Origin of the sequence: Rhizobium azibense (assembly GCF_004342325.1) — a bacterium.
GTDB lineage: Bacteria > Pseudomonadota > Alphaproteobacteria > Rhizobiales > Rhizobiaceae > Rhizobium > Rhizobium etli_B.
The window spans coordinates 59,275-81,622 of sequence record NZ_SMBJ01000003.1; the positions used below are offsets into that span (position 1 = coordinate 59,275).

Sequence of the window (22,348 nt, forward strand, 5' to 3'; positions counted from 1 at the left end):
CCTCTCATTCGTTCGGCAACAGGCTCGTCTCGCGTGGAAACAGCCTGATCAAGTGCGTCCGCTCCATCTGCAGGCGTGAACGGCCGGACATGATGTTCTCTTCGAGACACAAGGTGATGTCGCTCGCCAGAGCCTCAGGGATCTCGATGCCTCCGGCCTTGAGGAGCCGATGCTCCATGGCCGAAAGGGAGCCAACGGCACCGTTGCAGCCGTCCGCGGAAAGTTTCGCCAGCCGTGTTCGGCGCTCGGCGGCATCGGCGGTTCGAACGCGCTCCCGCTCCTGATAGGCAGCGACCTGTCCCCATCCCAGATAAAGCGCCGCGGCAGTGCAAAAGAATGTGATGAGAAGACCGCTGCGCATGCGTCAGGCCTCCCGAGCGGCGTTGCTGTTGGCCGCAACCGGCGTCTCGTGGGTGCCGGCTGCGACATGCATGACGTAGCGCTCGGCGGCGTCAGCAAGAGCCAGCGCAACCTCGCTCTGCAGCCACCCCGCGTTTTCGGCTTCGATCGCAATCTGCGTCGCCAGACGGTCGAAGACGCAGGCGCACTCGTTCGTCCGCCGGGCATCGTCGATGTCGAAGTGGGGGGGCCTTATGTCCATGTTCAGTGAACGATCCCGGAAACGGATGACGGAAGGCCTTGAATGGCAAAACGGTGAAACGGCGCAACAGTGGGAGGCATGGCGACCGTACGCTTTGCCTTGCCGAAGTGGCGGTCAAGTCCACTTGCAAGTTCGGCTGGCAACCTCGTGCCCTCCTGGAACAACTGGATGAGCAGCAGTGCCGCGGCATTGAAAGTCCGAGGCTGATCGAAAAGCATATCGCCGGTATAGCCTGCATCGCTCAGCACCTGCTGCAGCATGCCAAGTTCATCGCTTGTCAGGTTTTTCATGGTGACGTCGGAAGACATGCAGTCCTCCTTTCGGTCGGGGCTAGGGCATGGTCGCCCTCAAACAGCAGCGCCCGTAAAAATGGCTGCTGGAGGCCGGAGAGTGCGCTTTCAGAAAATACAAAGCAAACGATATCTTTTGCATTCCCCCATATCGTCACGCGGTTCGCAGGCTCGTGCGGCCGATTTCGATGGCCGCACTCGCTTCGGTCTTTTGCCCACCTTGTATCTGCACTGGCGCTGAAAGGAGCCGGGAGGTCGGGGCGGTTTCGCCACAGCCCTTCTTCATTGCCTGCATTCTTCGGCATGGCTGTCCTGCCGGCCTTCGAGCGCGCCCTTGCGGGCGGCAGCACCTTTGGTCAAGACAATCGCCTTAAGGCGGCAGTCTATGAATGCTCCATTGCCAAGGCACAGTGTGCAGGCTTCGCCCATTGCTTGGAGGAAGCTTCGGCAAGCGCGGCCAATGTCACCTGAGCGAATTTCGAAAGCAAGATCGCCTCCGCCTCATGCATCGCCCCGGCAAGCGAAGCGTTGACGGCCTGTTCGATGACGCAGTTCGGATTGTCGCCCGCCAGTCCGATCGAGAAGAGTTGCGGCGCGCCCAATGCATTGTGGATGTCGAGCAAGGTGATCTCCCGCAAGGGGCGGGCCAGGACCCAGCCGCCGCCGTGCCCCTTTTCGGACCGGACATATCCCTGATCCCGCAGGCCGGCCATGGTTCGGCGCACGACAACGGCATTGGTGCCCAGCATCGCGGCAATGGTCTCGGAGGTTGCGGCGCCTTCGTGGCGATCCATGTGAACAAGCACATGCAGCATGCGGGATAGGCGGGTGTCGTGTCTCATGGCCTGGCCGAGTTCGTTTGCGGATCTCAGATGTAGCAGAGAGACCTGATCACGCAACAATAATAGTTGCATGATCCATTGACAGATCGATTTCACGTAACTTAAAAAGTTTCATGACTTGACGTTCGGCCGTCCCGCCGGGCGATGAAACGGAACGAAAGTGAGAGGATCATTCATGCATTTTGACGTCATCATTATCGGCGGCAGCTTTGCCGGCATTTCAGCAGCCCTGCCGCTCGCCCGTGCCAGACAAGAGATCCTGGTGATCGACGCCGGTGAGCGCCGCAATCGCTTTGCCGCTGTCTCGCACGGTTTTCTGGGCCAGGACGGCCGTGAACCCGGCCAGATCGTGTCCGAGGCCCGCAAACAGCTCGAACGCTATCCGACAGTCCAATGGATGAATGCCAAGGCGCAAACTGCAAAGAGGACCAGCAATGGATTTGCTATCGAAATCGATGGCAAGTCTGTGAAGCAAGCCAGGCGTCTGATCCTGGCAGCAGGGGTTGCCGATCGACTGCCCGCCATTCCAGGCCTGCAGGAACGCTGGGGAAAATCTGTCTTCCATTGCCCCTATTGCCACGGATACGAACTGAACCGAGGGCGGATCGGCGTCATCGCATCCGGGGAACATTCCATGCATCAGGCCCTCATGCTTCCTGACTGGGGCGAAACGACTTTTTTTACCAACGGCCTTTTCGTCCCGAATGCCGACCAGGCAGCGCAATTGCGTGCGCGCGCAGTCAAGGTCGAGACGACACCAGTGCGCGAGATCGCAGGCAAGCGTGCGGATGTTTGTCTGGAAGACGGCAGGATTGTCACAATGGACGGCCTGTTCGCCATGACGCAGACTTCAGTGCAAATCCCCTGGGCCGAGCAGCTGGGCTGCGCGCTCGAAGAGGGGCCACTCGGCCAGTTCATCAGGACGGATGGCGTAAAGCAGACGACAGCGAAGGGCATCTTCGCCTGCGGCGATGTGGCAAGGGCCGCTGGTTCCGTGGCTCTTGCCGTTGGTGACGGGATGCTGGCCGGAACGGCGGCGCATCGGTCGCTGATGTTCGGGATTGATTGACGGCCTCTCATGCCCCGGCAGAACGAGAAACGTTCCACACGGGCATGCTACCCGGCGTCACAACAGTGCAATCGTTTTTGAGGTCCATCGACCGCATCGATGACGACTTCGAGCTGGAGCGCAGACAAGCTATTCGGCTGATCGGCAAAACCGACAAGCCGGCTGTGTCCTCAGCGAGGCGATCTTCCCCATGGTCCTGGCGAAGCCATGCATCGTTACCTATGATGCCGGGTATAAAAGGGTCTCGGTTGACTGCATGAGTGCCAAGGTTGCCAGGGTGGCGACCGTCGCCGGTGATAATCAGCTCTCGGCCCGCCTCAGCCCGCAGGAGCCTTACCGCCGGTAGCCGCAAGCAGCTTCGATGCCAGGACTTCGGTACCTGCAAGGCCCACCGAGCAGAACAACGTCGTTTGATCGCGCGCTTGGCGAGCAGGCAACCTGCCGCCGACGATCGCTGCCAAATCAACCATACGGGCGGCATCGGACGATTCACTCAGAAAGAATGGAGCCTTATAGGCTTGCGTCTGCTCAAGGGAATCGGTGGCGATGAGATGAGCGGCGGCGGCGACATCCAGGCCCAACTCGTGTTCATCCACGGTCTTCGGGCCGACGGTGTTGATGTGAACTCCGGGCTTCAGCCAGGCTGCCTCCATCACCGGCGTTCGGCTTGTCGTTGCACAAATGACGATATCGGCCTCGCTCACGGCGCGCCGAGGTGAAGCCACGGGCTCTACGGGGATACCTAGGCGCTGCTCCATCTCCGCTGAAAACGTGCGGCGGTTCTGTTCGTGGCGGCTATAGACGCGCACACGATCCAGCCTGCGGACCAGCGCTGCGGCCTCCAACTGTGTTCGCGCCTGTTGCCCGCTTCCAATGACGCCTGCCGTGCGGGCGTCAGGCGACGACATATGACGGATGGCGATGGCGCCAATCGCGCCGGTCCGGATATCTCCCAACCGGCTGCCGATGACGAGCCCTTGAAGTTCTGCCGTTTCAGTCGACCAGACCGCGACGATCTGCTCGCGGCGCAGCCCTTTGAATGTCCCATAAACCCTGAAGCCCGCAATCGGATCCTCGCCGATCGTGCCGCCGACGGTGAAGACAAGGTCGCCCTTGCAGCCAAAGGACACGCTATGCCTGGGCGGCGAAACCAATGCCCCTGCCGATCGCGCCGCCATTGCTTCCTCGATCGCCTCGATGGCGATCTGCATGGTCGTGCCGCAGTCCAGGTCGCTGTCGCTTAAAATGATGGCCATCGGCGCCTCCTCGGTTGACGGACTGCATCAAGTTCGCATCTCAACCTAGATCGAGGTCAACAGGGATTTTCAGCGGTTCCGGCAAAAGGCAGGTCAAATTGGGCTTCGCTCGCCCAGGCACACTTGCTCGTGTCGTCGCTCATCCCGCCCTGTGGGCACACCCGCCGAAGCACCATGCCCGGCAGAGCTGCAGCGCCAGTCGCGGCCCGAGCGCATTTTCGAGGTAACCTCCAGGGCGATGGGTGAACGGGTTGGCGCATTGGCCGAAGAGCAAGACTGGCGCCGCCCGGATCATTTTCCTCCATTTTCGCGCTGGAGGCACAAAAAAGCCGGGCTCGAGGCCCGGCTTCTGCGCTTAGGAACGTGCTTGGCTCAGCCGCGGCCGCGTTTGCGGCGCTGGCCGAGGCCCATTTCCTTGGCGAGGCGCGAACGCGCCTCGGCATAGGCGGGAGCGACCATCGGATAATCGGCGGGAAGATCCCATTTCTCGCGGTACTCTTCCGGCGAGAGACTGTGATGGGTCATCAGATGGCGCTTGAGCGATTTGAAGTTGCCGCCGCATTCCAGGCAGGTGATCTGATCATCCTGTACTGACTTGCGTACCGAAACGGCGGGCTTCTGCTTTTCGATGGTGGCTGCGGCGGGTTGCGGTGCAGACGTGTTGCTCAGTGCGGAATGTACGTCGGAAATCAAATTGGCCAGGTCACTGACCGGGACCACATGATTGCTGACATAAGCCGCTACGATATCGGCCGTCAGTTCTACCAGCAATTCCGGCCCGTTGCCGGTCGCGGTATCCGTCATATTCTGTTTCTCCTGTTCGCATGCGTGGATGACCCTCTTTCGGAGGATCGCCTTCGTAGAGGCAAACAGTAAAAGGCCCAGACAGCGGCATCATGTCCTAAAACGCGAATCCACCCCTAGATTCTTGAGACCGAAATCTGCTCTAATACTGCCCGAATACGAATCACAATCGCTGCACTCTTCGACCACAGCCTTCATTAGACATTCGAAATCAAAGCTACAGATGGAATAGGCGAAACGATTCTAATTCGAAATCAGAACTCTACTTACACTTCAATTATCACTGTTTTACCGAAAGTCCAATTCTTATTTGCGGTTTTTCTACTTAAAAAGTTCAAAACACTAAGATTTTGCAAGCAAGGCTGCAGCTTTAGTTCACGATCGCGTGCATAACTTGCGTAGAACGAGCTAAATCGCTGACCGTTATACTCTCATCGGCCTTCCATGTCGTCGCCGACCGAGAGTTCCCACAATTTATGCCCCGTGTCATGCGCCGCCTTGGCCAAGAGGTGTGCCGCGACCGGGGCGGTCAGCAGCAGAAAGACGACGCCGGCAGCAGCGCGCGCAAAAATTGCAAGCTCGCCGGAATAAAGGCCGGCAGCAAGCAGCAGCAGGCCGGAGCCGACCGAACCCGCCTTGGAGGCTGCATGCATGCGCGAGTAAACGTCCGGCAATCGGACGACGCCGATCGCCGCCGAGAGCGCAAAAAAGGCACCGCCAAGCATCGTGAGGGCAGTTGCCGTGGCGATAACGTATTCCATCATCGTGCCTTTCCTGCCGTATCGCCCGGCACCGGCGTCACTGCCTGTTGATCCCCGGCCGGCAACGGCCTGGTTTCTGGCCTGCCCCGCGACAGAACGAAGCGGGCGAAGGCAACCGTTGCGAGAAAGCCGACCAGGCCGAGTGCGATCGCAATGTCGATGTAAAGCGTAAAGCGCGTCTTGACGGCGATTACTGCGATGAAGCCTATGGCAATGCCGGTCAGCGTATCGAGGGCGAGGATGCGGTCCGGCAGCGTCGGTCCGGTGATCACCCGATAGGCGGTGAGCACAAAAGCGATCCCGAGGATCGCAAGCGTGACCGCGGCGGCGGCCGAAACAAGCACAAACGGCGCAATCATCGGAAAGCCTCCATGATCTTGCGTTCGAAGCCGCTCGCAATGGCGCGCTTCGTCGCCTCCGGGTCGGAGCAGTCGAGGGCGTGGACATAAAGCGTCCTGTGGTCTTGCGAAACATCGACAGACAGCGTGCCGGGCGTCAGCGTGATGAGATTGGCAAGCAGCGTTATCTCGAGATCGCGATCGACGGTCAGCGGAAAGGCAAAGATTCCGGGCCGGATATCCATGCGCGGCCGCAGCACCGTGCGTGCGACGGTCCAAGCCGAAAGCGCCAGTTCCTTCAGGAAAAGCAGCGTCAGTGACAGGACGAGGCGCGTGCGGCGAAGATAGCCCTTGCTGCCCAGAGGCTCGCGCACGATCGCCAAAGCGATGGTGCCGAGAACGAAGCCTAAGACGAGATTGTGCAGCGAGGCGCTGCCTGAAACGGCGACCCAGGCAATGGCGAGCAGCAGATTGAAGAGGAATGCGATCAATTCGGCGCTCCTTCCGGGAAAACAGAATGGATATAGGCTGCCGGATCGGCGAGGCTTCCGGCGGCTGCCTGCGCCAGCGACAGCAACGGCTCCGGCAAGATGCCGAAACCGGTAACGAGCCCGGTCAGCGCCAGAAGCGGCAGCGCCGATTGCCAGCCGATCGCAACCGCCTTGACAGGCGCCTGCGCCGGGCGCCAGTAGGCAAGCAGGAAGACACGGCCGAAACAGATGGTCGTCAGGAACCCGCCGGTCAAAAGGGCGGCGGCAAGCCACCATGCGCCGATATCGAGCGAGGCCTTGACGAGGATGACCTTCGGCCAGAAGCCGGAAAACGGCGGCAGGCCGCAGGCGGCAAGGAAGAGAATGAGCGACACGGCGGCAAACCAGCCACGCTCGCGATAGAGCCCGCCGAGCGCGCCGATCTGGAAGCTGCCGCCGAGGCAGGCCGCCTGCCCCGCCAGGAGATAGAGCGCCATCATCAGCACGACGGAATGCAGCGCGTAGAAAACCGAGCCGCTGACGCCATCGGGCGTGCCGACCGCAATACCGGCAAGCATGTTGCCGATGCCCGAGATGATCACATAGCCGAGCATGCGGCGGATATCGGTCTGCGCCAGCGCGCCGAGTGCGCCTATGATGACGGTTGCCGCACCCACGAGCGCGATCATCAGGCTCAGCGCCTCGCGCTCCACCGGCAGCAGCATCACCATCACCCGGATCAGCGCGTAGATTCCGACCTTGGTGAGCAGACCGGCAAAGAGCGCCGAGACGACGATGCGCGGCGTATGATAGGAGGCCGGCAGCCAGAAGTTTACCGGGAAAACCGCGGCCTTCATGGCGAAGGCAAGCAGGAAGAGGGCCGCCAGCGTCACGAGCGGCGCGGTATCGCGCAGGCCGGCGGCCTTGAGGGCGATATCAGCCATATTGAGCGTGCCGAAGATCGCATAGAGGTAGCCGACGGCGATCAAAAAGAGCGTCGTGCCGATCAGGTTCAGCACCGCATATTTCATCGCACCGTCGATCTGCTCGCGCTCGGATCCGAGGATCAGCAGGCCGAAGGACGAGATCAGCAGCACCTCGAACCAGACATAGAGATTAAAAATGTCGCCGGTGAGAAACGCTCCCGACACGCCTGCCATCAGGAGCATCAGGAAAGGAAAGAAACCAAAGCGCCGCCCGCCCGCATCGATGTCGGTAAGCGCATAGAGGCTGCCCGCGAGCGCCGCGATCGCGGCCGCAAGCGCCATCAGCGCCCCGAAAAGGTCGACGGTGAAGGCAATGCCGAAAGGCGGCAGCCAGCGCCCCATCACCATCGTGACCGGGCCGTCGTCCATCACCCGTTTCAACAGCACCGCGTCGATCACTACCAAGGCCGCAAGGCCGAGAACCGCGGTCACGGCGTGTAGGCGGACATGGGCGCGCAGCATCAGCATGAGCGCGCCGAGCATGATGCAATGCACAACCGGCAGGATTACCAGCCAATCGCTGGCCGGGACGGGTGCGGTGAGGAGCGCAGCGGAAAGATCCGTGCCGATGGGCGCGGCCATTTAATGCCTCCTCCTCTTCTTCCAAGCGGGCAGACCAGCTGCGCGGATGAAGGCGATGAGGGGGGCGAGCGGCGCAGGCCGCAACCATCCGGCGCGCAAGCCACGCACACCAAATGCCGAACCTCGCCCCTTGTCCAACCCTTGCGGCCACCTTCTCGCTGCCGGCAGCAAGCTACTGGAAGAAGCCAGCGCCATCAGTCGATCCGTCCCGCTGTGGGGGAGCTGTCCGGCAGAACGGAGGGGGGTTATCATTTGCACCATCCTCATCTCAATACCCCACTGGCGGAAGCGGCGGATCGTCGGGCTCGGCGACGCGCATCTCGTCGGTATTGTCCGTGCCGATGTCCTGATAGGCGCGGTAGGTCAGCACCAGCAGGAAGGCGAGGAACGAGAAGGAAATCACGATCGCCGTCAGGATGAGGGCCTGCGGAAGTGGATTGGCGGCACCGGCGGGCAGCGCGTCGAGGTCCGCCGGAATGATCGGCGGTACCTCGCGCGTCAGGCGGCCGGCGGTAAAAAGCAGCAGGTTCACGGCATTTCCGAGGATCGCGATACCGAGCATGATGCGGATCGAGAATTTCGACAGCAGCAGGTACACTGCGGCGAAAAAGAACAGGCCGACAAGGATCGCAAAAAGCGGCTCCATCACTTTGCCTCCCTTTCCTCAAGGGCCAGCGCAATGGCGGTGATCGCCCCGACGACGACGAAATAGACGCCGATATCGAAGAGCATGACCGTCGACAGCGGCACCTCGACGCCGAAGATCGAGGGATAAACCCAAAGACCGGTCATGAAGGGCACGGCAGCGACGATCGAGATCAGGCCGGCGACCGCCGACATCATCAGCCCGGCGCCGGCAATCGACAGCGGATGAAAGAGGATCGCCCGGCGCACAGCCGGCACGCCGCCCGCGATGCCGTAGATCGCCAGTGCCGAAGCGGCGATAAGCCCGCCGATGAAGCCGCCGCCCGGCTCGTTGTGGCCGCGCAGCAGGATGAAGACCGAAAAGAGCAGCATGAGCGCGACGAGGAAGGGGGCGATGGTGCGGAAGATGAGGGTGTTCATCGGGTGGGTGCTCCCCTTGGCGGCGACCGGCGGGAGAGGTTAACTGCATCGCTCATCAAGCCGGACGATGCGACGCGCAAGGCAAACCGCACCTCCTCACCGTCCCTCATCCTAAAGTGCCGGAAGGCGAAGCCGCAGGGTCCGAAAGGATGACCCCCGCGTGCGCCGCCTCGGCGATCTGAACCCCGCTCGAGGCGCCGCCTTTGCCACCAGCGCTCATGCCATGCTCCCCGCATCCCTGTGCTCGCCGCAGGAATGTGGCTACGGCGCGTGAGCGCCGTGAATGGACCGCCTTTTGAATGAGCAACCCGCGCCCAAGTCCTTGGGCGCGCTGGATTCCATCGACAGGCACGGGAACGGGGGCGGTTGAGAAAATGCCGTATCCAGACCGCGGCAGCTGGCATTTCAAGCCTGCCGGAATGGAAACCCAGGAGGTGGAAACAAACGCCTTTCACTCCGCCACCTCCACTCGGTCAGGATCATGCGCGACCAGCTTGCGCTCTCCCCCCGCCCGCATGCGGATCAGTGCAATGATGGCGAGGCCGGTGATGGCGACGACTGCGATCTCGCCGAGGGTGTCGGTTCCGCGGAAATCGACGATGATGACGTTCACGACATTGGCGCCGTGGGCGATAGTCTTCGAATAGGTGTTGAAGAAATCCGTCAGCGCCGCATTGAACGGCCCCTCCGTCGCTCGCATCAGGAGCAGCGAAAAGCCGAGGCCGCAGGCAAGCGCGATCGAGCCGTCGCCAAGCCGCTGGAGCAGCGGACGCGGGTCGGTCGGCGAGAGGCGGAGCCTCGTCATGACGAGCGCCAGGATGACGACGGACAGCGTCTCGACCATGAACTGGGTGAAGGAAAGGTCCGGCGCTCCGAAGAGCAGAAAGATCAACGCCACGGAAAAACCCTGGATGCCAAGCGAGATGATTGCCGTCAGCCGGTCGCGGGCCGAAAGCACTGCCGCAAGGCCGATCACGGCGAGCAGGAAGACCGCCCATTCGTGGAGCTGGACGTCGCGCGGCCAGACGAAAACCGACGGCAGTTCGCCGTAAATCAGCGGCGGCACGAGGAGAACAAGGGCGAGGCAGACAAGGGTGCAGGTTACGTAGATTTCCAGCCGCCCCGGCTGGACGATGCGGGTGAGGCGCCAGGCAAGGCGGACGAGCCCGGCAATGAAGCTGTCGAAGCCTCGGTCCGGCCCCGGCCCTGCCGCCTGCAGGAAAGACACCATCAGCGCCCGGGCCTGCCCCATCTTCCAGTAGACCCCAACGCCGAGGATCACGGTCAATGCAGAAAGCGCAAGCGGGAGGCCGAGATGCGGCATCGGTGAGATCGCAACGTCGATTGCACCGCCCTGAACGGCCGAAGCCATGGGCGACGAGACGTAGTGATGCGTGACACCGGAAAAGATCGCGCCAGCAAGCCCAAGCACCGCAAGAATTCCAGGCCCGAGCCACAGCAGGACAGGTGCCTCGTGCGGGTGTTTCGGCGTTTCGGCCGCCTGACCGACAAAGGGCTTCAGGCCGACCGAAAAGGCAATTGCAAACATCAGCCCATTGCCGAAGATGGCGACTGCGGTAAACACCAGCGAGCGCAGGTTGCCACCTGCGAGCGCTGCGTAGATCTCCTCCTTGGCAAGGAAGCCGAAGAAGGGCGGAAGGCCGCCCATCGAGATCGCGGCGAGTATGGCGATCGCGAAGGTCAGCGGCATGGCGCTCAGCAAACCACCAAGCTTCGTGATGTCGCGGGTGCCTGTCTCATGGTCGAGGACGCCTGCGATCATGAAAAGTGCGCCCTTAAAGAGCGAGTGCGCCACCAGGTAAAGCACCGCGGCCTTTATGGCGTATTGCGAACCGAAACCGGTAAGCAGGACGAGAAGGCCGAGCGAAGAAACCGTCGTATAGGCGAGCTTCAGCTTCAGGTCGGCATGTGCAATGGCGAGTGCCGAACCGGCAACCAGGGTCATGCCGCCGAATAACGGCAGCAGGAATTCCCAGGCCGGGGTGTCGCCCATCACCGGGTTAAGCCGCATCAGGAGGTAGACGCCAGCCTTCACCATGGTTGCGGAATGCAGGTAGGCCGATACCGGCGTCGGCGCTTCCATGGCGTTCGGCAGCCAGAAGTGAAATGGAAACTGCGCGGATTTGGTAAAGGCGCCGCACAGCACGAGACCGAGCGCTGCCAGATAATATGGACTGCCGCGCACCACATCGGCGAACGGAAAAAGCAGCGACATCTGTGCGACGCCGGTGATGTTCCACAAGAAGATGAGGCCGGCCAGCAGGCAAAGCCCGCCACCACCGGTCACCACCAGCGCTTGAAGTGCCGCCCGCCGTGCCGCCTCCCGCTCATGGTCGAAGCCGATCAGCAGGAAGGAGGTGATCGAGGTAAGCTCCCAGAAGACGAAGAACATCAGGAAACTGTCCGAGACGACGACGCCGAGCATCGCACTCATGAACAGAAAGATGAAGGAGAAGAAGCGCCCCTGCTGCGGATGTCCCTTCAGGTAACCGCCGGCATAAAGGACGATCAACGTGCCGATGCCGGTAATCAACAGCGCAAATGTAAGCGAGAGGCCGTCCAGAAGCCAGGAGAAGTTCACATTGTAGCTCGGAACCCAGGAATATCCGCCGGTCACCACCTCGCCGCGGGCCACGCCAGGTATGAAGCGGAGCAAGTGCAGGAACGACAGGAACGGCACGGCCGCCAGCAGCCAGGCGCCGTTTGCGCCGAGGCGGCGGATGACGAAAGGGGAAAGCAAGGCGCCGAGAAGCGGCAGGCACAAGGCCAAAAATGTCAGACCAGTGACACCGGCCATGTCCCCTCCTCATTGCCAGAAAGTGATGCGTTGGCGCGAACTTAGGGTAATCGGCAAGCGCCCTCAAGCAATTTCGCAGGAGGTTTTGATGAATGATCGGAGGCGGACCGATCAGGCCTGGCGGAGCGCTGCGGCAGAAGCAAGTATGTGAACCAGCAGGACAACCGCCGTCAGCGGCCAGAAAATGCATGCCACGGCGCCTGAAAGGCGGGCCAACGTCCAACCGTCGTGATTGGCCCAGCCTTCCAGCAAAGTCATCGTCAGAAAAATCACAGCCACAAGCAAATAGGCCCATGGCAGAACAACGATGAACACGTCCATATCCCCCGCCTGGCATCAGTCGCCGTCGTTGAGAGTACGTTAACGGCGCCGTCTGGATCAAACCATCAATTCGGATTAGCGGAATTCCTAATCCCGCGGATTAGCCCCCAGCCCAGGCATTCCCCCGCTCCGCGAGGAACGAGGGACCGTCTGCAACGAAGCAGCCTTTGCGCGAAATCGCGATTGCACACTGGATAGGCCTTTGGAGAAATTTCAGGGGCCGCATTAGAAGATGAGCGCCGGGCCAATCCGCCCTGTCTTGATTCCGCTTGCCTTGATCCCGCCTGTCTTGCGCCCCACATTCTGGCCAAGACGGAATCGCCCCTCCGGCGCGAAAGGAGCATGCCTGATGTCCGACACCACGACCGCCAAGGTCCGCAAGACCGATGCAGAATGGAAAGAGCACCTGACGCCGGAGCAATACCGCATCACGCGACAGCACGGCACGGAACGCGCCTTTACCGGCCCCTACTGGGACAGCTTCGAGACCGGCCTCTATCGCTGCGTCGGCTGTAACGCGCCGCTCTTCCGCTCCGATACCAAATTCGATGCCGGTTGCGGCTGGCCGAGCTATTTCGAACCGGTCTCGCCGGATGCCGTGACGGAGCATCGCGACAGCTCCTACGGCATGGTCCGTACGGAAATTCGCTGCAGCAGGTGCGATGCACATCTCGGCCACGTCTTCCCCGACGGCCCGCCACCGACGGGCCTGCGCTACTGCATCAACGGACATTCCATGGTGTTCGAGCCGGTGAAATAGGTCCTGCACGGCGCCTCATCACCACGGCCGGCAATTCGCGATGCGATCGACCGCCCGGCCGAGACGATCGGACCACCTGGTTTCATTGTCTCGCCCGCATCCAACATCGGGCATTGCCGCAAGTTAGGCGCCGTGACGAGGCTCACTTCGAAACCCTGAGTTCCATGCAGGTGAGATCGAGCCAGCGGCCGAACTTGGTGCCGACTTCGGAGAAGGTGCCGGCGACGCGGAAGCCGAGCTTCTCGTGCAGGCGGATCGAAGCGACGTTTTCCGACTCGATACCGGCGATCATGACGTGGACGCCGTCCTCTTTGGCCTTCTCGACAAGCGCCTGCATTAAAAGCTTTCCAATGCCCCTGCCGCGGCAGTCCTTGTCGACATAGACGGAGTGCTCGACCGTATGGCGATAGCCTTCGAAGGCCCGCCAGTCGCCGTAGGTGGCATAGCCTGCCACCTGCCCGGCCTTGTCCGCGACCAGAACCGGAAAGCCCCTCGCCTTGCGCGCCCGGAACCATTCAGCCCGGTTTTCGAGATCAACGAGGGTTTCGTTCCAGATCGCCGTCGTATGTTGGACAGCGTGGTTGTAGATGTCGAGGATCGCCGCAAGATCGGCTTCGGTGGCGTCGCGCACGAGGACTGCGTCGGTCATGTCATGTCCATTCCGTTCGTTCGGCAAAAGCGCATACGCCCGCCCTTCGGCGATGTAAACGGCGAATTGGCGCGAAGAAAGAACGATCAGAGCCTGGCCGCGCCCATGCTGAAGCAGGTGAGTACGGCCGAATAATGTACCGCTGCGGCGGCAACCACGAAGCCGTGCCAGATGGCGTTCTGGAAGCGCAGCTTTTCCCAGACGTGAAAAATTACGCCGGCCGAATAGATGATGCCGCCGATGACGATCAAAAGCATCGAAGCAAAGGGTATGCGCGAGGCGACCGGCCCGGCAACCAGAATGCCGCTCCAGCCCATCGCGAGATAGAGCAGGATCGTAAGTTTGTCGTAGCGGCCCGGAAAGGCGCATTTCAGGAAGATGCCGGCCGCCGCCATCGCCCAGATGCCAATCAGCATGGCAAACAGCAGCGGGTCGTCGGCACCACGTTCAAGGAACGGCGTATAGGTCGCGGCGATCAGGATGAAGATCGCCGAATGATCGAGCCTGCGCAGGTACCATTTGGTGGGAGAGACTGGCCAGGCATTGTAGGAAAAGGAAATGCCGAGTGTCAGCACGAGGCCGACGCCGTAAATCCAGGCGGCCGCGATCTCGCCGTAGGAGCTCCAGACCGTCGCATAGAAGATCAGCACGGTTGCACCGACGAGCGCGAGAGCCAGGCCGACGCCGTGCACGATGCCATCGGCGATCAGCTCATACCTGTCGTAAGCCCAGCGAATGCCGTTGAACTCGCCCATTCATGCACACCCATTCCTCGACCTGCCGATGCTCTCACTGAACGGCCGGTGGCGCAACAGGCGGCAGCACCGTGCGCGGTAAAACTTCATGAAACGCTTTAATCCTTACCGATCCACCAGCACCGAGCACTTGGCGTGTCGTACCACCCGGTCGGCTGTCGCACCGATGAAATAGTTCGAGAAATCCGGAACATGCGAGGCGATGATGATGAGGTCGGCCTGATGCGCCTCGGCGGCGGCGAGGATGCCGTGTGCCGGCGGGCCGCGGCCAATTTCCACCTTCGCCGGGATGGCGGTCTTCAGCCGCAGCTGCTCAAGCTGCGCACGTCCATCATCGATCGCATTGTCGATCAGTTCAGGGGGGAGGTCGACGGCAATATAGGTCGGCACGTCCTGCACGACATTGAGCAGGATGATCTGGCCGCCGGCATCGAGCAGCGTCGCGGCTTTGCGGAATGCCCTTTCCCCCCTCTCGATCGTGCCCATTTCGATAGGGACGATGATCTTCTTGTACATGATTTCCTCCACAGCGGGCTTGCCTACAAAGGAAGATAACGCGCGATAACCAGGTTCAAGTGGGCACAAGCGATCGTCAACAAGGGTTCAACGCTTTATCCTCAAAAACAGATCTTCTGTGAACAATCGGAATCCGCCATATAAAGGACAAGTACGGTGGCTCGAGGGACTTAGAGGCGAAATGGACCGGCGAACATTTCTCGAGCTTGCCACGGGCAGCGCTCTCGCTGCCGCCGCCGGTGCGCCTTTTTCTACCATGGCAGGAGATAGATCTATGACGACCGAAACCTCTTATGCGCTGAGCCGCCCTGCCTATGTCGGCCAGGCGCATCTGGTCGTGACCGACCTGGCGCTGGTCTCGAGCTTTTATCAGTCGATGCTCGGCCTCAAGGTGATCGAAAAGGCGCCAAGCGGCGAGGTGCTGGGCGTCAACGGTCTGCCGCTCCTGACGCTGGCGACGGACGGCAAGGCGAAGGTCGCTCCGCGCAATGCGGCCGGCCTCTTCCACACCGCCTTCCTGATGCCGAACCGCACGGAACTTGCCCGCTGGCTGCGCCATGCGGCGCATATGGACGTCGTTCTCGACGGCGCTTCCGATCATCTCGTCAGCGAAGCCATCTATCTCTCCGATCCCGAAGGCAATGGCATCGAGATTTACGCCGACCGGCCGCACGAGGTCTGGAAATTCCACCAGGACGGCCAGGTCGAGATGGCAACGATCCGCCTCGATCTGCAGGCGCTTTACGACAGTGCGCCGGACGATGCCTGGGGTGGCATGGCCGACGGCACCGCGATCGGGCATATCCATCTGCAGGTTGGCGATATTCCTTTGGCCGATGCCTTCTATCGCGACGTCCTCGGCCTGAAGCTGATGGCGCGCTATCCCGGCGCGAGCTTCTTTGCGACCGGCGGCTACCACCATCACATCGCCGCCAACATCTGGAACAGCCGCGGCGCCGGAACCCGCGCCGATGGCATGACCGGCCTTTCCGAATACACCCTGCGCTTCAACGATAAGGTGGCGCTCGACAATGCGGTGGCGGCACTCGACCGGCTGGAAATCGAAAGCGCAAAGCGCGACGGCGGCGTGTTCCTCAAGGATCCGTGGGGCATCGGGCTGACGCTTTCGGCCTGAAGCGGTCCTCCTTTCCTCGAGGCGCTAAGCCCGCGCCTCGAAGACCATGTTGAACGGCGTTTCCGTCGCCCGGCGGAAATGCGAGAAGCCGGCGTCGAGCGCTACTTTCCTGAGCCTCATCTCGCCCGCCTGGGCGCCAAGGCCGAGGCCGACCTCCTGCGAGAGCGATGCCGGCGTGCAGATCATCGTCGAAGCGCCGTAATAGACGCGTCCAACCGGATTGAGATTGTCCTTCAGATTGTCGTGGGCAAATGGCTCGACGATCAACCAGGTGCCGTCGGGCGCCAGCGTTTCCTTGACATGACGGCCGGCACCGACCGGGTCACCCATGTCGTGCAGGCAATCGAACATTGCGACCATCTCATATCCGTGCGCGCCGAATTCGGCCGCGGTGCTCTGCTGGAAGGTGACGCGGTCACCGACGCCTGCCGCCTCGGCCGCGGCTCTGGCTTTCTCGATCGAGGGAGCATGGTAATCGAAACCAAAGAAACGCGAGGAGGGATAGGCCTGCGCCATCAGGATCGTCGACGCACCATGGCCACAGCCGACATCGGCGACCTTGGCGCCAGCCTTGAGCTTCGCCTCGACGCCGTTCAGGGCCGGTATCCAGCTTGAAATCAGGTGCGTGTTGTAGCCGGGCCGGAAGAAGCGTTCGGTGCCGCGAAAGAGGCAGACACTATGTTCATGCCAGCCGAGGCCCTGTCCGCTGCGGAAAGCTTCGGCGATCTTCGGCTCGTCCATCCACATGGACTGCGTCACCTGGAATGCGCCGGCGAAAAAGGCGGGGCTGTCTTCTTGCGCAAACACCATCGCCTGCTCGGGCGTGAGATAAAAACGCTCGGTCCCGTCGTCATAGGTGATGTAGTCGGCCGCGGCCATAGCAGAAAGCCATTCGCGGAGATAGCGCTCCTTGAGCCCGGTCTCCTTCGCCAGGCGCGCCACATCGCGGGGCTCGCCGTCCGCCATGGCCTTGAACAGACCGAGATCATCGCCAAGGACGACGAGCGCGCCGGAGACGGCGGCTCCGACATCACCGACCAGCCGTTCGACGAGTCCATCAAGTTTCTGCATATCGGCTTTGCGCATGGCACCCTCCAATCCACCAAGGAAAGACCAGCCTGGCAAACTATTCCGAGTAGGCGGCGCGATTGTCAATTTGCCCAAACTGGGTATCCGACACGCCCGGGCCCTGGCGGGAACCTCCACGCATTCCGTGCGTTTCCGGTCCGGGCCAATGAGGCTTTCGGGGACATTCCATAAATGGGCTTTGCCAACGGCATCCGCAAACAAGCAAAGAAGATCGCAATGGGCGAGCGGCGGACGAGCGCACTGGAAGACACCCTCACCACCGCGACGGAAGAGATGCCGCAGGCGCCGGCGCACCGCGTCCAGAAGGATGCGCTCGATGTCAGCATGGCCTGGGCGATCATCGGGATTTTCGCGATCCTTGGCCTTGCCGTCCTTTACCAGATGTCGCTGATCCTGATCCCTATCACGCTCGCCGTAGTGGTGGGCATGATCCTCGGCATGGCGGCGGAAAATTTGAGCAAGCTCGGCGTGCCGCGCGTCACCGTTGCCATCATCCTTTCAAGCGCCGTGGCACTGGTCATCTTCTTCGTCATCAGCTCGCTTTCGGGACCCTTGACGACGCTGACCAACGAAGCTCCTGCGTTCATCGAGAAAACGATCAATCGGATCATGCCCTATCTGGAGCAGATACGCTGGCTGCGCATTACCCCGTCAAGCTTCCAAAGTGGGCCGGTCTCGATCAATGCGCTGCTTGAAAACACCGGCAACGTACTGCATGTGGTGACGACGAACCTCACGCCGGCGCTCGTGCAGGCGCTGATTTTCTTTGCGGCCCTGCTGCTTTTCCTCTCCGGGCGCGTCAGCCTGCGCAAGGCGATCATCCTCACCTTCCGCACCCGCCAGCAGCGGCTCACGGCCATCCGCGTCATCGGCTCCGTCGAGCAGGTGCTGGGCTTTTATTTTGCAACCGCCTCGGTCATCTATGCGGCGCTCGGCGTAATCATGGCGATGATTGCCTGGGCAGGCGGGCTCTCGGCGCCGGCACTCTGGGGCTTCTTCGCCTTCCTATCGAGCTTCATTCCCTATCTCGGCATCACCATGATGACGTTTTCCATCGCGGTCGCGGGCATCCTCACCCATGACGGCATCATCATCGGCCTCATACCGGCGGCCGCCTTCTTCATCGTGCACCTCGTCATGGAGAATCTGGTATTTCCCGCCGTCATGGGCCGTCGGCTGGAAATCAATCCCTTCATCGTCTTCGTCGCCATCATCTTCTGGACATGGATGTGGGGTGCCGTCGGCGCCATGCTCGCCCTGCCGCTTTCGCTGATTGTCATGACCATCGTCGATGAACTGTTCATCGAGGAGAAAGTGCTGCCGCAATTGCCGAAGTGACGGGGTGGGGCGATGGCAGTTTATGCCCATTACCCTACCCCCCCCCTCTATCGTTTTGGCGGAGCAGCGGATTTGCTTGCGAGATGAGCGCGCTCGTGGAAGCGTGGCGGCATACTTCTTACCGGGACCGGGCTTGAGACCGTCGTTCCAACCTATGAGCCCGATTCAGTCGCCGTGAGGATCAAATCCAAGCGAAAACGAAAATCAAAAGACGGCTCCAGTTGCTGCCGTCATCGAGCTTTTTCGGAAGAACCGCCACCTAGTGCCCGTCCTGCCAATATCCTTTCGATATCGGCAGCAAGGGGCCAACACGGCAGCCGCTCAATCATACAAGTAATACGTGCTCCACTTTTCCCGCGGCACTTTCTCGCCGATTTCGTATTGCAGTTCGCGCACGTTGATGTGCTGGGGGCCTGTGATGCAGGTGTAGGAGAGGTGATACCAGTCTCCCTGGCTGCGGAAGACGGCGCCGGGGGCTTCGAGCTTGTCGTCACTGGGAATCGGGTCCTTGAAGGTGTAGGCGATCACCTTGTCCGGTCTGAAGCCGGTCTTGTCCTTGTTGATGCGGCTCATTGCTTCGGTATCGCAGCTCTGTTCGAGGCGGGTGGCGGGATCGAGTTTTTCCAGCTGCTTCTTGATGGCGAGATCGACGGCGAAGGCGCAAGAGGCAAAGCTGACGAGGGACACTGACAGGACCAGACATTTCGGCATTACGGGCAAATTCCTCTTTGTGCTCATGGCAGAATCCGCCCGGTCGTGGCCCTCAGCCCAAGCCGAAACGAGGCGGAAATTCCGCGCGACGGTAGCGGACTTTGTTAAACAATGTGGTGACATCAAGGCAACGTGAGGAAGGCTCCGATTTGCCGCAGGGGTCATCGGCGATCCTTGACGCTTGATCCAGCCCGCCTCCAACTCTATCTCTTCTCCACCCCGCAATTCCGATCCGGAGCCTTTCCTTGCCTGTTTTCAAGAACCTGCCGACCCCGCCCTCAGCCACCAAGAAGCCCGTTTCCGATACCCGCCACGGCATCACCCGATCGGACGATTATGCCTGGCTGCGCGCCGATAACTGGCAGGCGATGTTCAAGGACCCCTCACTCCTCGACCCCGAGATCCGCAGGCACCTGGAGGCGGAAAACGCCTATATGAACGCGGCGATGGAAGATACAAAGCCACTGCAGAAGACGCTTTTTGCCGAGATGCGCGGCCGCATCAAGGAGGACGACAGCTCAGTGCCCATGAAGGACGGCGCTCACGCCTACGGCACATTCTTCGTTACCGGCGGCGAACAGCCGCGCTACTTCCGGATCCCGCGCGATGGCGACTTCAAGGACGAGACGATCCGCACCGTTTTGCTCAATGGCGACAAGGAGGCGGTCGGCAAATCCTACTTCCGGCTCGCCGGCCTCGATCACTCGACTGATCACAGCCGCGCCATCTGGGGCTATGACGACAAGGGATCGGAATTCTTCACCCTTAAGGTGCGCGACCTTGCAACCGGGGCAGACATGCCCGACGTGATCGAGAACACCGGCGGCGGCGGAGTCTGGGCGCCGGACGGCAGGAGCTTCTTCTACTCTGCGCTCGACGAGAACCACCGCCCCTCCAAGGTGTTTCACCACATCATCGGCACGCCGCAGAGCCAGGACCGGCTCGTCTACGAGGAAAAGGATGCCGGCTTCTTCATGAGCGTCGGCGGCTCGCTGCTTGACGATTTCATTTTCATCGACATTCACGACCACGAAACCAGCGAATACCGGCTGCTCTCGACCAAGGATCTGGCGGCCGAGCCGAAGCTTGTCGCCAGGCGCCAGGAAGGCATCGAATATACGCTGACGGAAGGCGGCGATGTCTTCTACATCCTCACCAATGACGGCGGCGCCAAGGATTTCAAGATCATGGAGGCGCCGGTCGACAATCCCGGCAAGGAGAACTGGCGCGAGGTCGTACCGCACAAGCCGGGAACGCTGATCATCAACCACATGGCCTATGCCCGCCACCTGCTATGGCTGGAGCGCAAGGACGGCCTGCCGCAAATCATCATCCGCGATCGCAAGACCGGCGAGGAACACGCGATCGCCTTTGCCGAGGAAGCCTATTCGCTCGGGCTGCAGGGCGCTGCCGAATACGACACCGACGTCATCCGCTTCTCCTATTCGTCGATGACGACGCCCTCGCAGCTCTACGACTACAACATGATGACGCGCGAGCGGACGCTGTTGAAGACACAGGAGGTGCCTTCGGGCCACAATCCGGACGACTACGTCACGCGGCGCGTCTTTGCGCCGGCATGGGACGGCGAGCAGGTGCCGGTCACTCTCCTTTACCGCAAGGATACGCCGCTCGACGGCTCGGCGCCCTGCCTGCTCTATGGCTACGGCGCCTACGGCATCAGCATTCCGGCCGGTTTCAACACCAACTGCCTGTCGCTCGCCGACCGCGGCTTCGTCTATGCCATTGCCCATATCCGCGGCGGCAAGGACAAGGGCTTTGCCTGGTACGAGAACGGCAAGATGGCCTTCAAGACCAATACGTTCAAGGACTTCATCGCCGCCGCTGACTATCTGAATCAACAGAAGTTCACGTCCTACGCGAAGATCGTCGCCGAGGGCGGATCGGCAGGCGGCATGCTGATGGGCGCCATTGCCAACATGGCGCCGGAAAAGTTCGCAGGCATTATCGCCGCCGTTCCTTTCGTCGATGTGCTGAACACCATGCTGGACGACAGCCTGCCGCTGACGCCGCCCGAATGGCCGGAATGGGGCAACCCGATCGAAAGGCGCGAGGATTACGAGCAGATCGCGTCCTATTCGCCCTACGACAACATCAGCGAGAGGGCCTATCCGCCAATCCTCGCACTCGGTGGCCTGACCGACCCCCGCGTCACCTATTGGGAGCCGGCAAAGTGGGTCGCCAAGCTCCGCGACAAGTCTACAAGCGCAGCGCCGGTCCTGCTCAAGACCAACATGGATGCCGGCCACGGCGGCGCCGCCGGCCGCTTCCAGCGGCTGGAGGAGATCGCCTTTGAGTATGCGTTTGCACTCAAGGTAGCGGGGAAGGTGTAGGCGGCGGAAGACGGCACGCACGTTGCCTTCCTTCATTCCTCTCCATTTGACGGCAACCTGGCCACGGCGCGCCGGTGCAGTGAATGGCCCTCGTCCTGCGCCTCAGGAACCTGGGCGCGCTGGCGCCTCTGACGAGCACGGATATGAGGGGCGCCGGGCGGGCGCCTGTCCCGATACCGAATCATGAAAGGGAGCAGTCCCATGCCGGTCTATGTAGCGCTGCTTTGCGCCGTGAACGTCGGCGCCACGGGCCGTCTGCCGATGGCGGAGCTCAAGGCGATCTGCGAGGGGCTGAACTTTTCCAACGTCGAGACCTATATCCAGAGCGGCAATGTGGTTTTCAGCTCGGCCGAGACCGAGGCGACGGTCGAAAGGCGGCTGGACGAGGCCTTGGCGAAGAAATTCGGCAAGAAGCCAGGCGTGATGATCCGCAGCCGAAAGGAACTGCAGAAGATCGTCGAGGAGGCGCCCTTTCCCCATGCCAAGCCGAATTTCCTGCTGGTGACCTTCCTGCCCGAGGCTGCCCCCAAGAATGCCCTTGACAATATGGCGGCGCCGGACGGCGAGGAGGCGAAGGTCGCCGGGCGCGAGATCTACGTGCACTATCCGATCGGCTCCGGAAAATCGAAGCTCAAGCTTAAAGCGCTGAACGCGGGAACGTCGCGGAACCTCAACACCGTGCGCAAGCTGGCCGAGATGGCGGCGGCGATGGAAGATCGTGGGTGAGACGTTCCGCAATGTATCTCGAGGCTGCGCCGTGCGCACGCTTCGGTGATATTGTTCCCGCTGGATACGCGAGAGACACCTTCAAACAAGACGTCACTGGAAAAGACGCGCC

At 61.3% G+C, this 22,348-nt stretch carries 25 protein-coding genes; 6 read left to right on the forward strand and 19 right to left on the reverse strand.

Features of this window, described 5'->3' with window-relative positions; all coding sequences use genetic code 11:
- Window positions 1-4 precede the first annotated feature (4 nt).
- The 4 genes from EV130_RS07830 to EV130_RS07845 all read right to left on the reverse strand — a co-directional run bounded on the left by EV130_RS07830 (window position 5) and on the right by EV130_RS07845 (window position 1,733).
- Window positions 5-361, reverse strand: a complete 357-nt coding sequence (locus EV130_RS07830; protein WP_074060602.1) for a hypothetical protein — start codon at window positions 359-361, stop codon at window positions 5-7.
- Between the two features lie 3 nt (window positions 362-364).
- Entirely contained in the window at window positions 365-601 is a 237-nt protein-coding gene (locus tag EV130_RS07835; protein ID WP_132659907.1) for a hypothetical protein, read from the reverse strand.
- Between the two features lie 2 nt (window positions 602-603).
- Window positions 604-909, reverse strand: coding sequence for a hypothetical protein (locus tag EV130_RS07840; protein WP_132659909.1), 306 nt, complete (start codon window positions 907-909; stop codon window positions 604-606).
- A gap of 365 nt (window positions 910-1,274) precedes the next feature.
- Window positions 1,275-1,733 carry an Rrf2 family transcriptional regulator gene (locus EV130_RS07845; RefSeq protein WP_074063091.1) on the reverse strand — a complete coding sequence of 153 codons (459 nt, stop codon included), beginning with the start codon at window positions 1,731-1,733 and terminating at the stop codon, window positions 1,275-1,277.
- A 175-nt stretch (window positions 1,734-1,908) separates the two neighbouring features.
- On the opposite strand from EV130_RS07845, the gene EV130_RS07850 reads away from it, so the two are divergent.
- Entirely contained in the window at window positions 1,909-2,802 is an 894-nt protein-coding gene (locus EV130_RS07850; RefSeq protein ID WP_074060599.1) for an NAD(P)/FAD-dependent oxidoreductase, read from the forward strand.
- 317 nt (window positions 2,803-3,119) lie between these two features.
- On the opposite strand, the gene EV130_RS07855 is transcribed toward EV130_RS07850, so the two are convergent.
- The 10 genes from EV130_RS07855 to EV130_RS07900 form a co-directional block, all read right to left on the reverse strand.
- A complete protein-coding gene (locus EV130_RS07855; RefSeq protein ID WP_132659911.1) occupies window positions 3,120-4,058 on the reverse strand; it encodes an ornithine cyclodeaminase family protein in 939 nt (312 codons plus the stop codon).
- A gap of 372 nt (window positions 4,059-4,430) precedes the next feature.
- A complete protein-coding gene (locus EV130_RS07860) occupies window positions 4,431-4,862 on the reverse strand; it encodes a Ros/MucR family transcriptional regulator (protein WP_022714520.1) in 432 nt (143 codons plus the stop codon).
- A 431-nt stretch (window positions 4,863-5,293) separates the two neighbouring features.
- Window positions 5,294-5,626, reverse strand: a complete 333-nt coding sequence (gene mnhG, locus EV130_RS07865) for a monovalent cation/H(+) antiporter subunit G (protein WP_074060597.1) — start codon at window positions 5,624-5,626, stop codon at window positions 5,294-5,296.
- The gene (locus EV130_RS07870; RefSeq protein WP_132659913.1) at window positions 5,623-5,982 is read right to left on the reverse strand and encodes a cation:proton antiporter; all 360 of its coding nucleotides are present in this window, start codon (window positions 5,980-5,982) and stop codon (window positions 5,623-5,625) included. The genes mnhG and EV130_RS07870 overlap by 4 nt, the downstream gene beginning before the upstream one ends.
- Window positions 5,979-6,452: a Na+/H+ antiporter subunit E gene (locus EV130_RS07875; RefSeq protein ID WP_132659915.1), complete on the reverse strand. Its 474-nt coding sequence runs from the start codon at window positions 6,450-6,452 to the stop codon at window positions 5,979-5,981. Before EV130_RS07875 ends, EV130_RS07870 begins: the two co-directional genes overlap by 4 nt.
- Window positions 6,449-7,999: a Na+/H+ antiporter subunit D gene (locus EV130_RS07880; RefSeq protein WP_132659917.1), complete on the reverse strand. Its 1,551-nt coding sequence runs from the start codon at window positions 7,997-7,999 to the stop codon at window positions 6,449-6,451. Before EV130_RS07880 ends, EV130_RS07875 begins: the two co-directional genes overlap by 4 nt.
- Before the next feature lie 268 nt (window positions 8,000-8,267).
- Window positions 8,268-8,645: a Na+/H+ antiporter subunit C gene (locus EV130_RS07885; protein ID WP_074060592.1), complete on the reverse strand. Its 378-nt coding sequence runs from the start codon at window positions 8,643-8,645 to the stop codon at window positions 8,268-8,270.
- On the reverse strand, window positions 8,645-9,064 hold the full coding sequence (locus EV130_RS07890) for a Na+/H+ antiporter subunit B (RefSeq protein ID WP_074060591.1): 420 nt from the start codon (window positions 9,062-9,064) through the stop codon (window positions 8,645-8,647). Before EV130_RS07890 ends, EV130_RS07885 begins: the two co-directional genes overlap by 1 nt.
- Window positions 9,065-9,515: 451 nt before the next feature.
- Window positions 9,516-11,882 carry a putative monovalent cation/H+ antiporter subunit A gene (locus tag EV130_RS07895; protein WP_132552739.1) on the reverse strand — a complete coding sequence of 789 codons (2,367 nt, stop codon included), beginning with the start codon at window positions 11,880-11,882 and terminating at the stop codon, window positions 9,516-9,518.
- Window positions 11,883-11,993: 111 nt separating this feature from the next.
- The gene (locus EV130_RS07900) at window positions 11,994-12,197 is read right to left on the reverse strand and encodes a hypothetical protein (protein ID WP_425375532.1); all 204 of its coding nucleotides are present in this window, start codon (window positions 12,195-12,197) and stop codon (window positions 11,994-11,996) included.
- Window positions 12,198-12,552: 355 nt separating this feature from the next.
- Here EV130_RS07900 and msrB point away from each other — a divergent pair, with 355 nt between their 5' ends.
- The gene (gene msrB / locus EV130_RS07905; protein ID WP_074060588.1) at window positions 12,553-12,963 is read left to right on the forward strand and encodes a peptide-methionine (R)-S-oxide reductase MsrB; all 411 of its coding nucleotides are present in this window, start codon (window positions 12,553-12,555) and stop codon (window positions 12,961-12,963) included.
- Window positions 12,964-13,105: 142 nt separating this feature from the next.
- Here the strand turns inward: msrB and EV130_RS07910 are convergent, their stop codons facing one another.
- The 3 genes from EV130_RS07910 to EV130_RS07920 form a co-directional block, all read right to left on the reverse strand.
- Window positions 13,106-13,612, reverse strand: coding sequence for a GNAT family N-acetyltransferase (locus tag EV130_RS07910; RefSeq protein ID WP_132552741.1), 507 nt, complete (start codon window positions 13,610-13,612; stop codon window positions 13,106-13,108).
- 86 nt (window positions 13,613-13,698) lie between these two features.
- Entirely contained in the window at window positions 13,699-14,367 is a 669-nt protein-coding gene (gene trhA, locus EV130_RS07915; RefSeq protein WP_074060586.1) for a PAQR family membrane homeostasis protein TrhA, read from the reverse strand.
- 105 nt (window positions 14,368-14,472) lie between these two features.
- On the reverse strand, window positions 14,473-14,883 hold the full coding sequence (locus EV130_RS07920; RefSeq protein WP_074060585.1) for a universal stress protein: 411 nt from the start codon (window positions 14,881-14,883) through the stop codon (window positions 14,473-14,475).
- 274 nt (window positions 14,884-15,157) lie between these two features.
- Between EV130_RS07920 and EV130_RS07925 the strand changes: the two genes are divergently transcribed.
- On the forward strand, window positions 15,158-16,018 hold the full coding sequence (locus tag EV130_RS07925) for a VOC family protein (protein WP_074060584.1): 861 nt from the start codon (window positions 15,158-15,160) through the stop codon (window positions 16,016-16,018).
- 24 nt (window positions 16,019-16,042) lie between these two features.
- On the opposite strand, the gene EV130_RS07930 is transcribed toward EV130_RS07925, so the two are convergent.
- Window positions 16,043-17,104 carry a class I SAM-dependent methyltransferase gene (locus EV130_RS07930; RefSeq protein WP_132659919.1) on the reverse strand — a complete coding sequence of 354 codons (1,062 nt, stop codon included), beginning with the start codon at window positions 17,102-17,104 and terminating at the stop codon, window positions 16,043-16,045.
- A 174-nt stretch (window positions 17,105-17,278) separates the two neighbouring features.
- Between EV130_RS07930 and EV130_RS07935 the strand changes: the two genes are divergently transcribed.
- Entirely contained in the window at window positions 17,279-18,445 is a 1,167-nt protein-coding gene (locus tag EV130_RS07935) for an AI-2E family transporter (protein ID WP_132659921.1), read from the forward strand.
- Window positions 18,446-18,766: 321 nt separating this feature from the next.
- On the opposite strand, the gene EV130_RS07940 is transcribed toward EV130_RS07935, so the two are convergent.
- Window positions 18,767-19,156 (reverse strand): DUF930 domain-containing protein, encoded by a 390-nt coding sequence (locus EV130_RS07940; protein WP_132659923.1) that lies wholly within the window; start codon window positions 19,154-19,156, stop codon window positions 18,767-18,769.
- A gap of 245 nt (window positions 19,157-19,401) precedes the next feature.
- On the opposite strand from EV130_RS07940, the gene EV130_RS07945 reads away from it, so the two are divergent.
- Both EV130_RS07945 and EV130_RS07950 read left to right on the forward strand, forming a co-directional pair.
- The gene (locus EV130_RS07945) at window positions 19,402-21,510 is read left to right on the forward strand and encodes a S9 family peptidase (protein ID WP_132659925.1); all 2,109 of its coding nucleotides are present in this window, start codon (window positions 19,402-19,404) and stop codon (window positions 21,508-21,510) included.
- Between the two features lie 201 nt (window positions 21,511-21,711).
- Window positions 21,712-22,236: a DUF1697 domain-containing protein gene (locus tag EV130_RS07950; RefSeq protein ID WP_132659927.1), complete on the forward strand. Its 525-nt coding sequence runs from the start codon at window positions 21,712-21,714 to the stop codon at window positions 22,234-22,236.
- Window positions 22,237-22,348 lie beyond the last annotated feature (112 nt).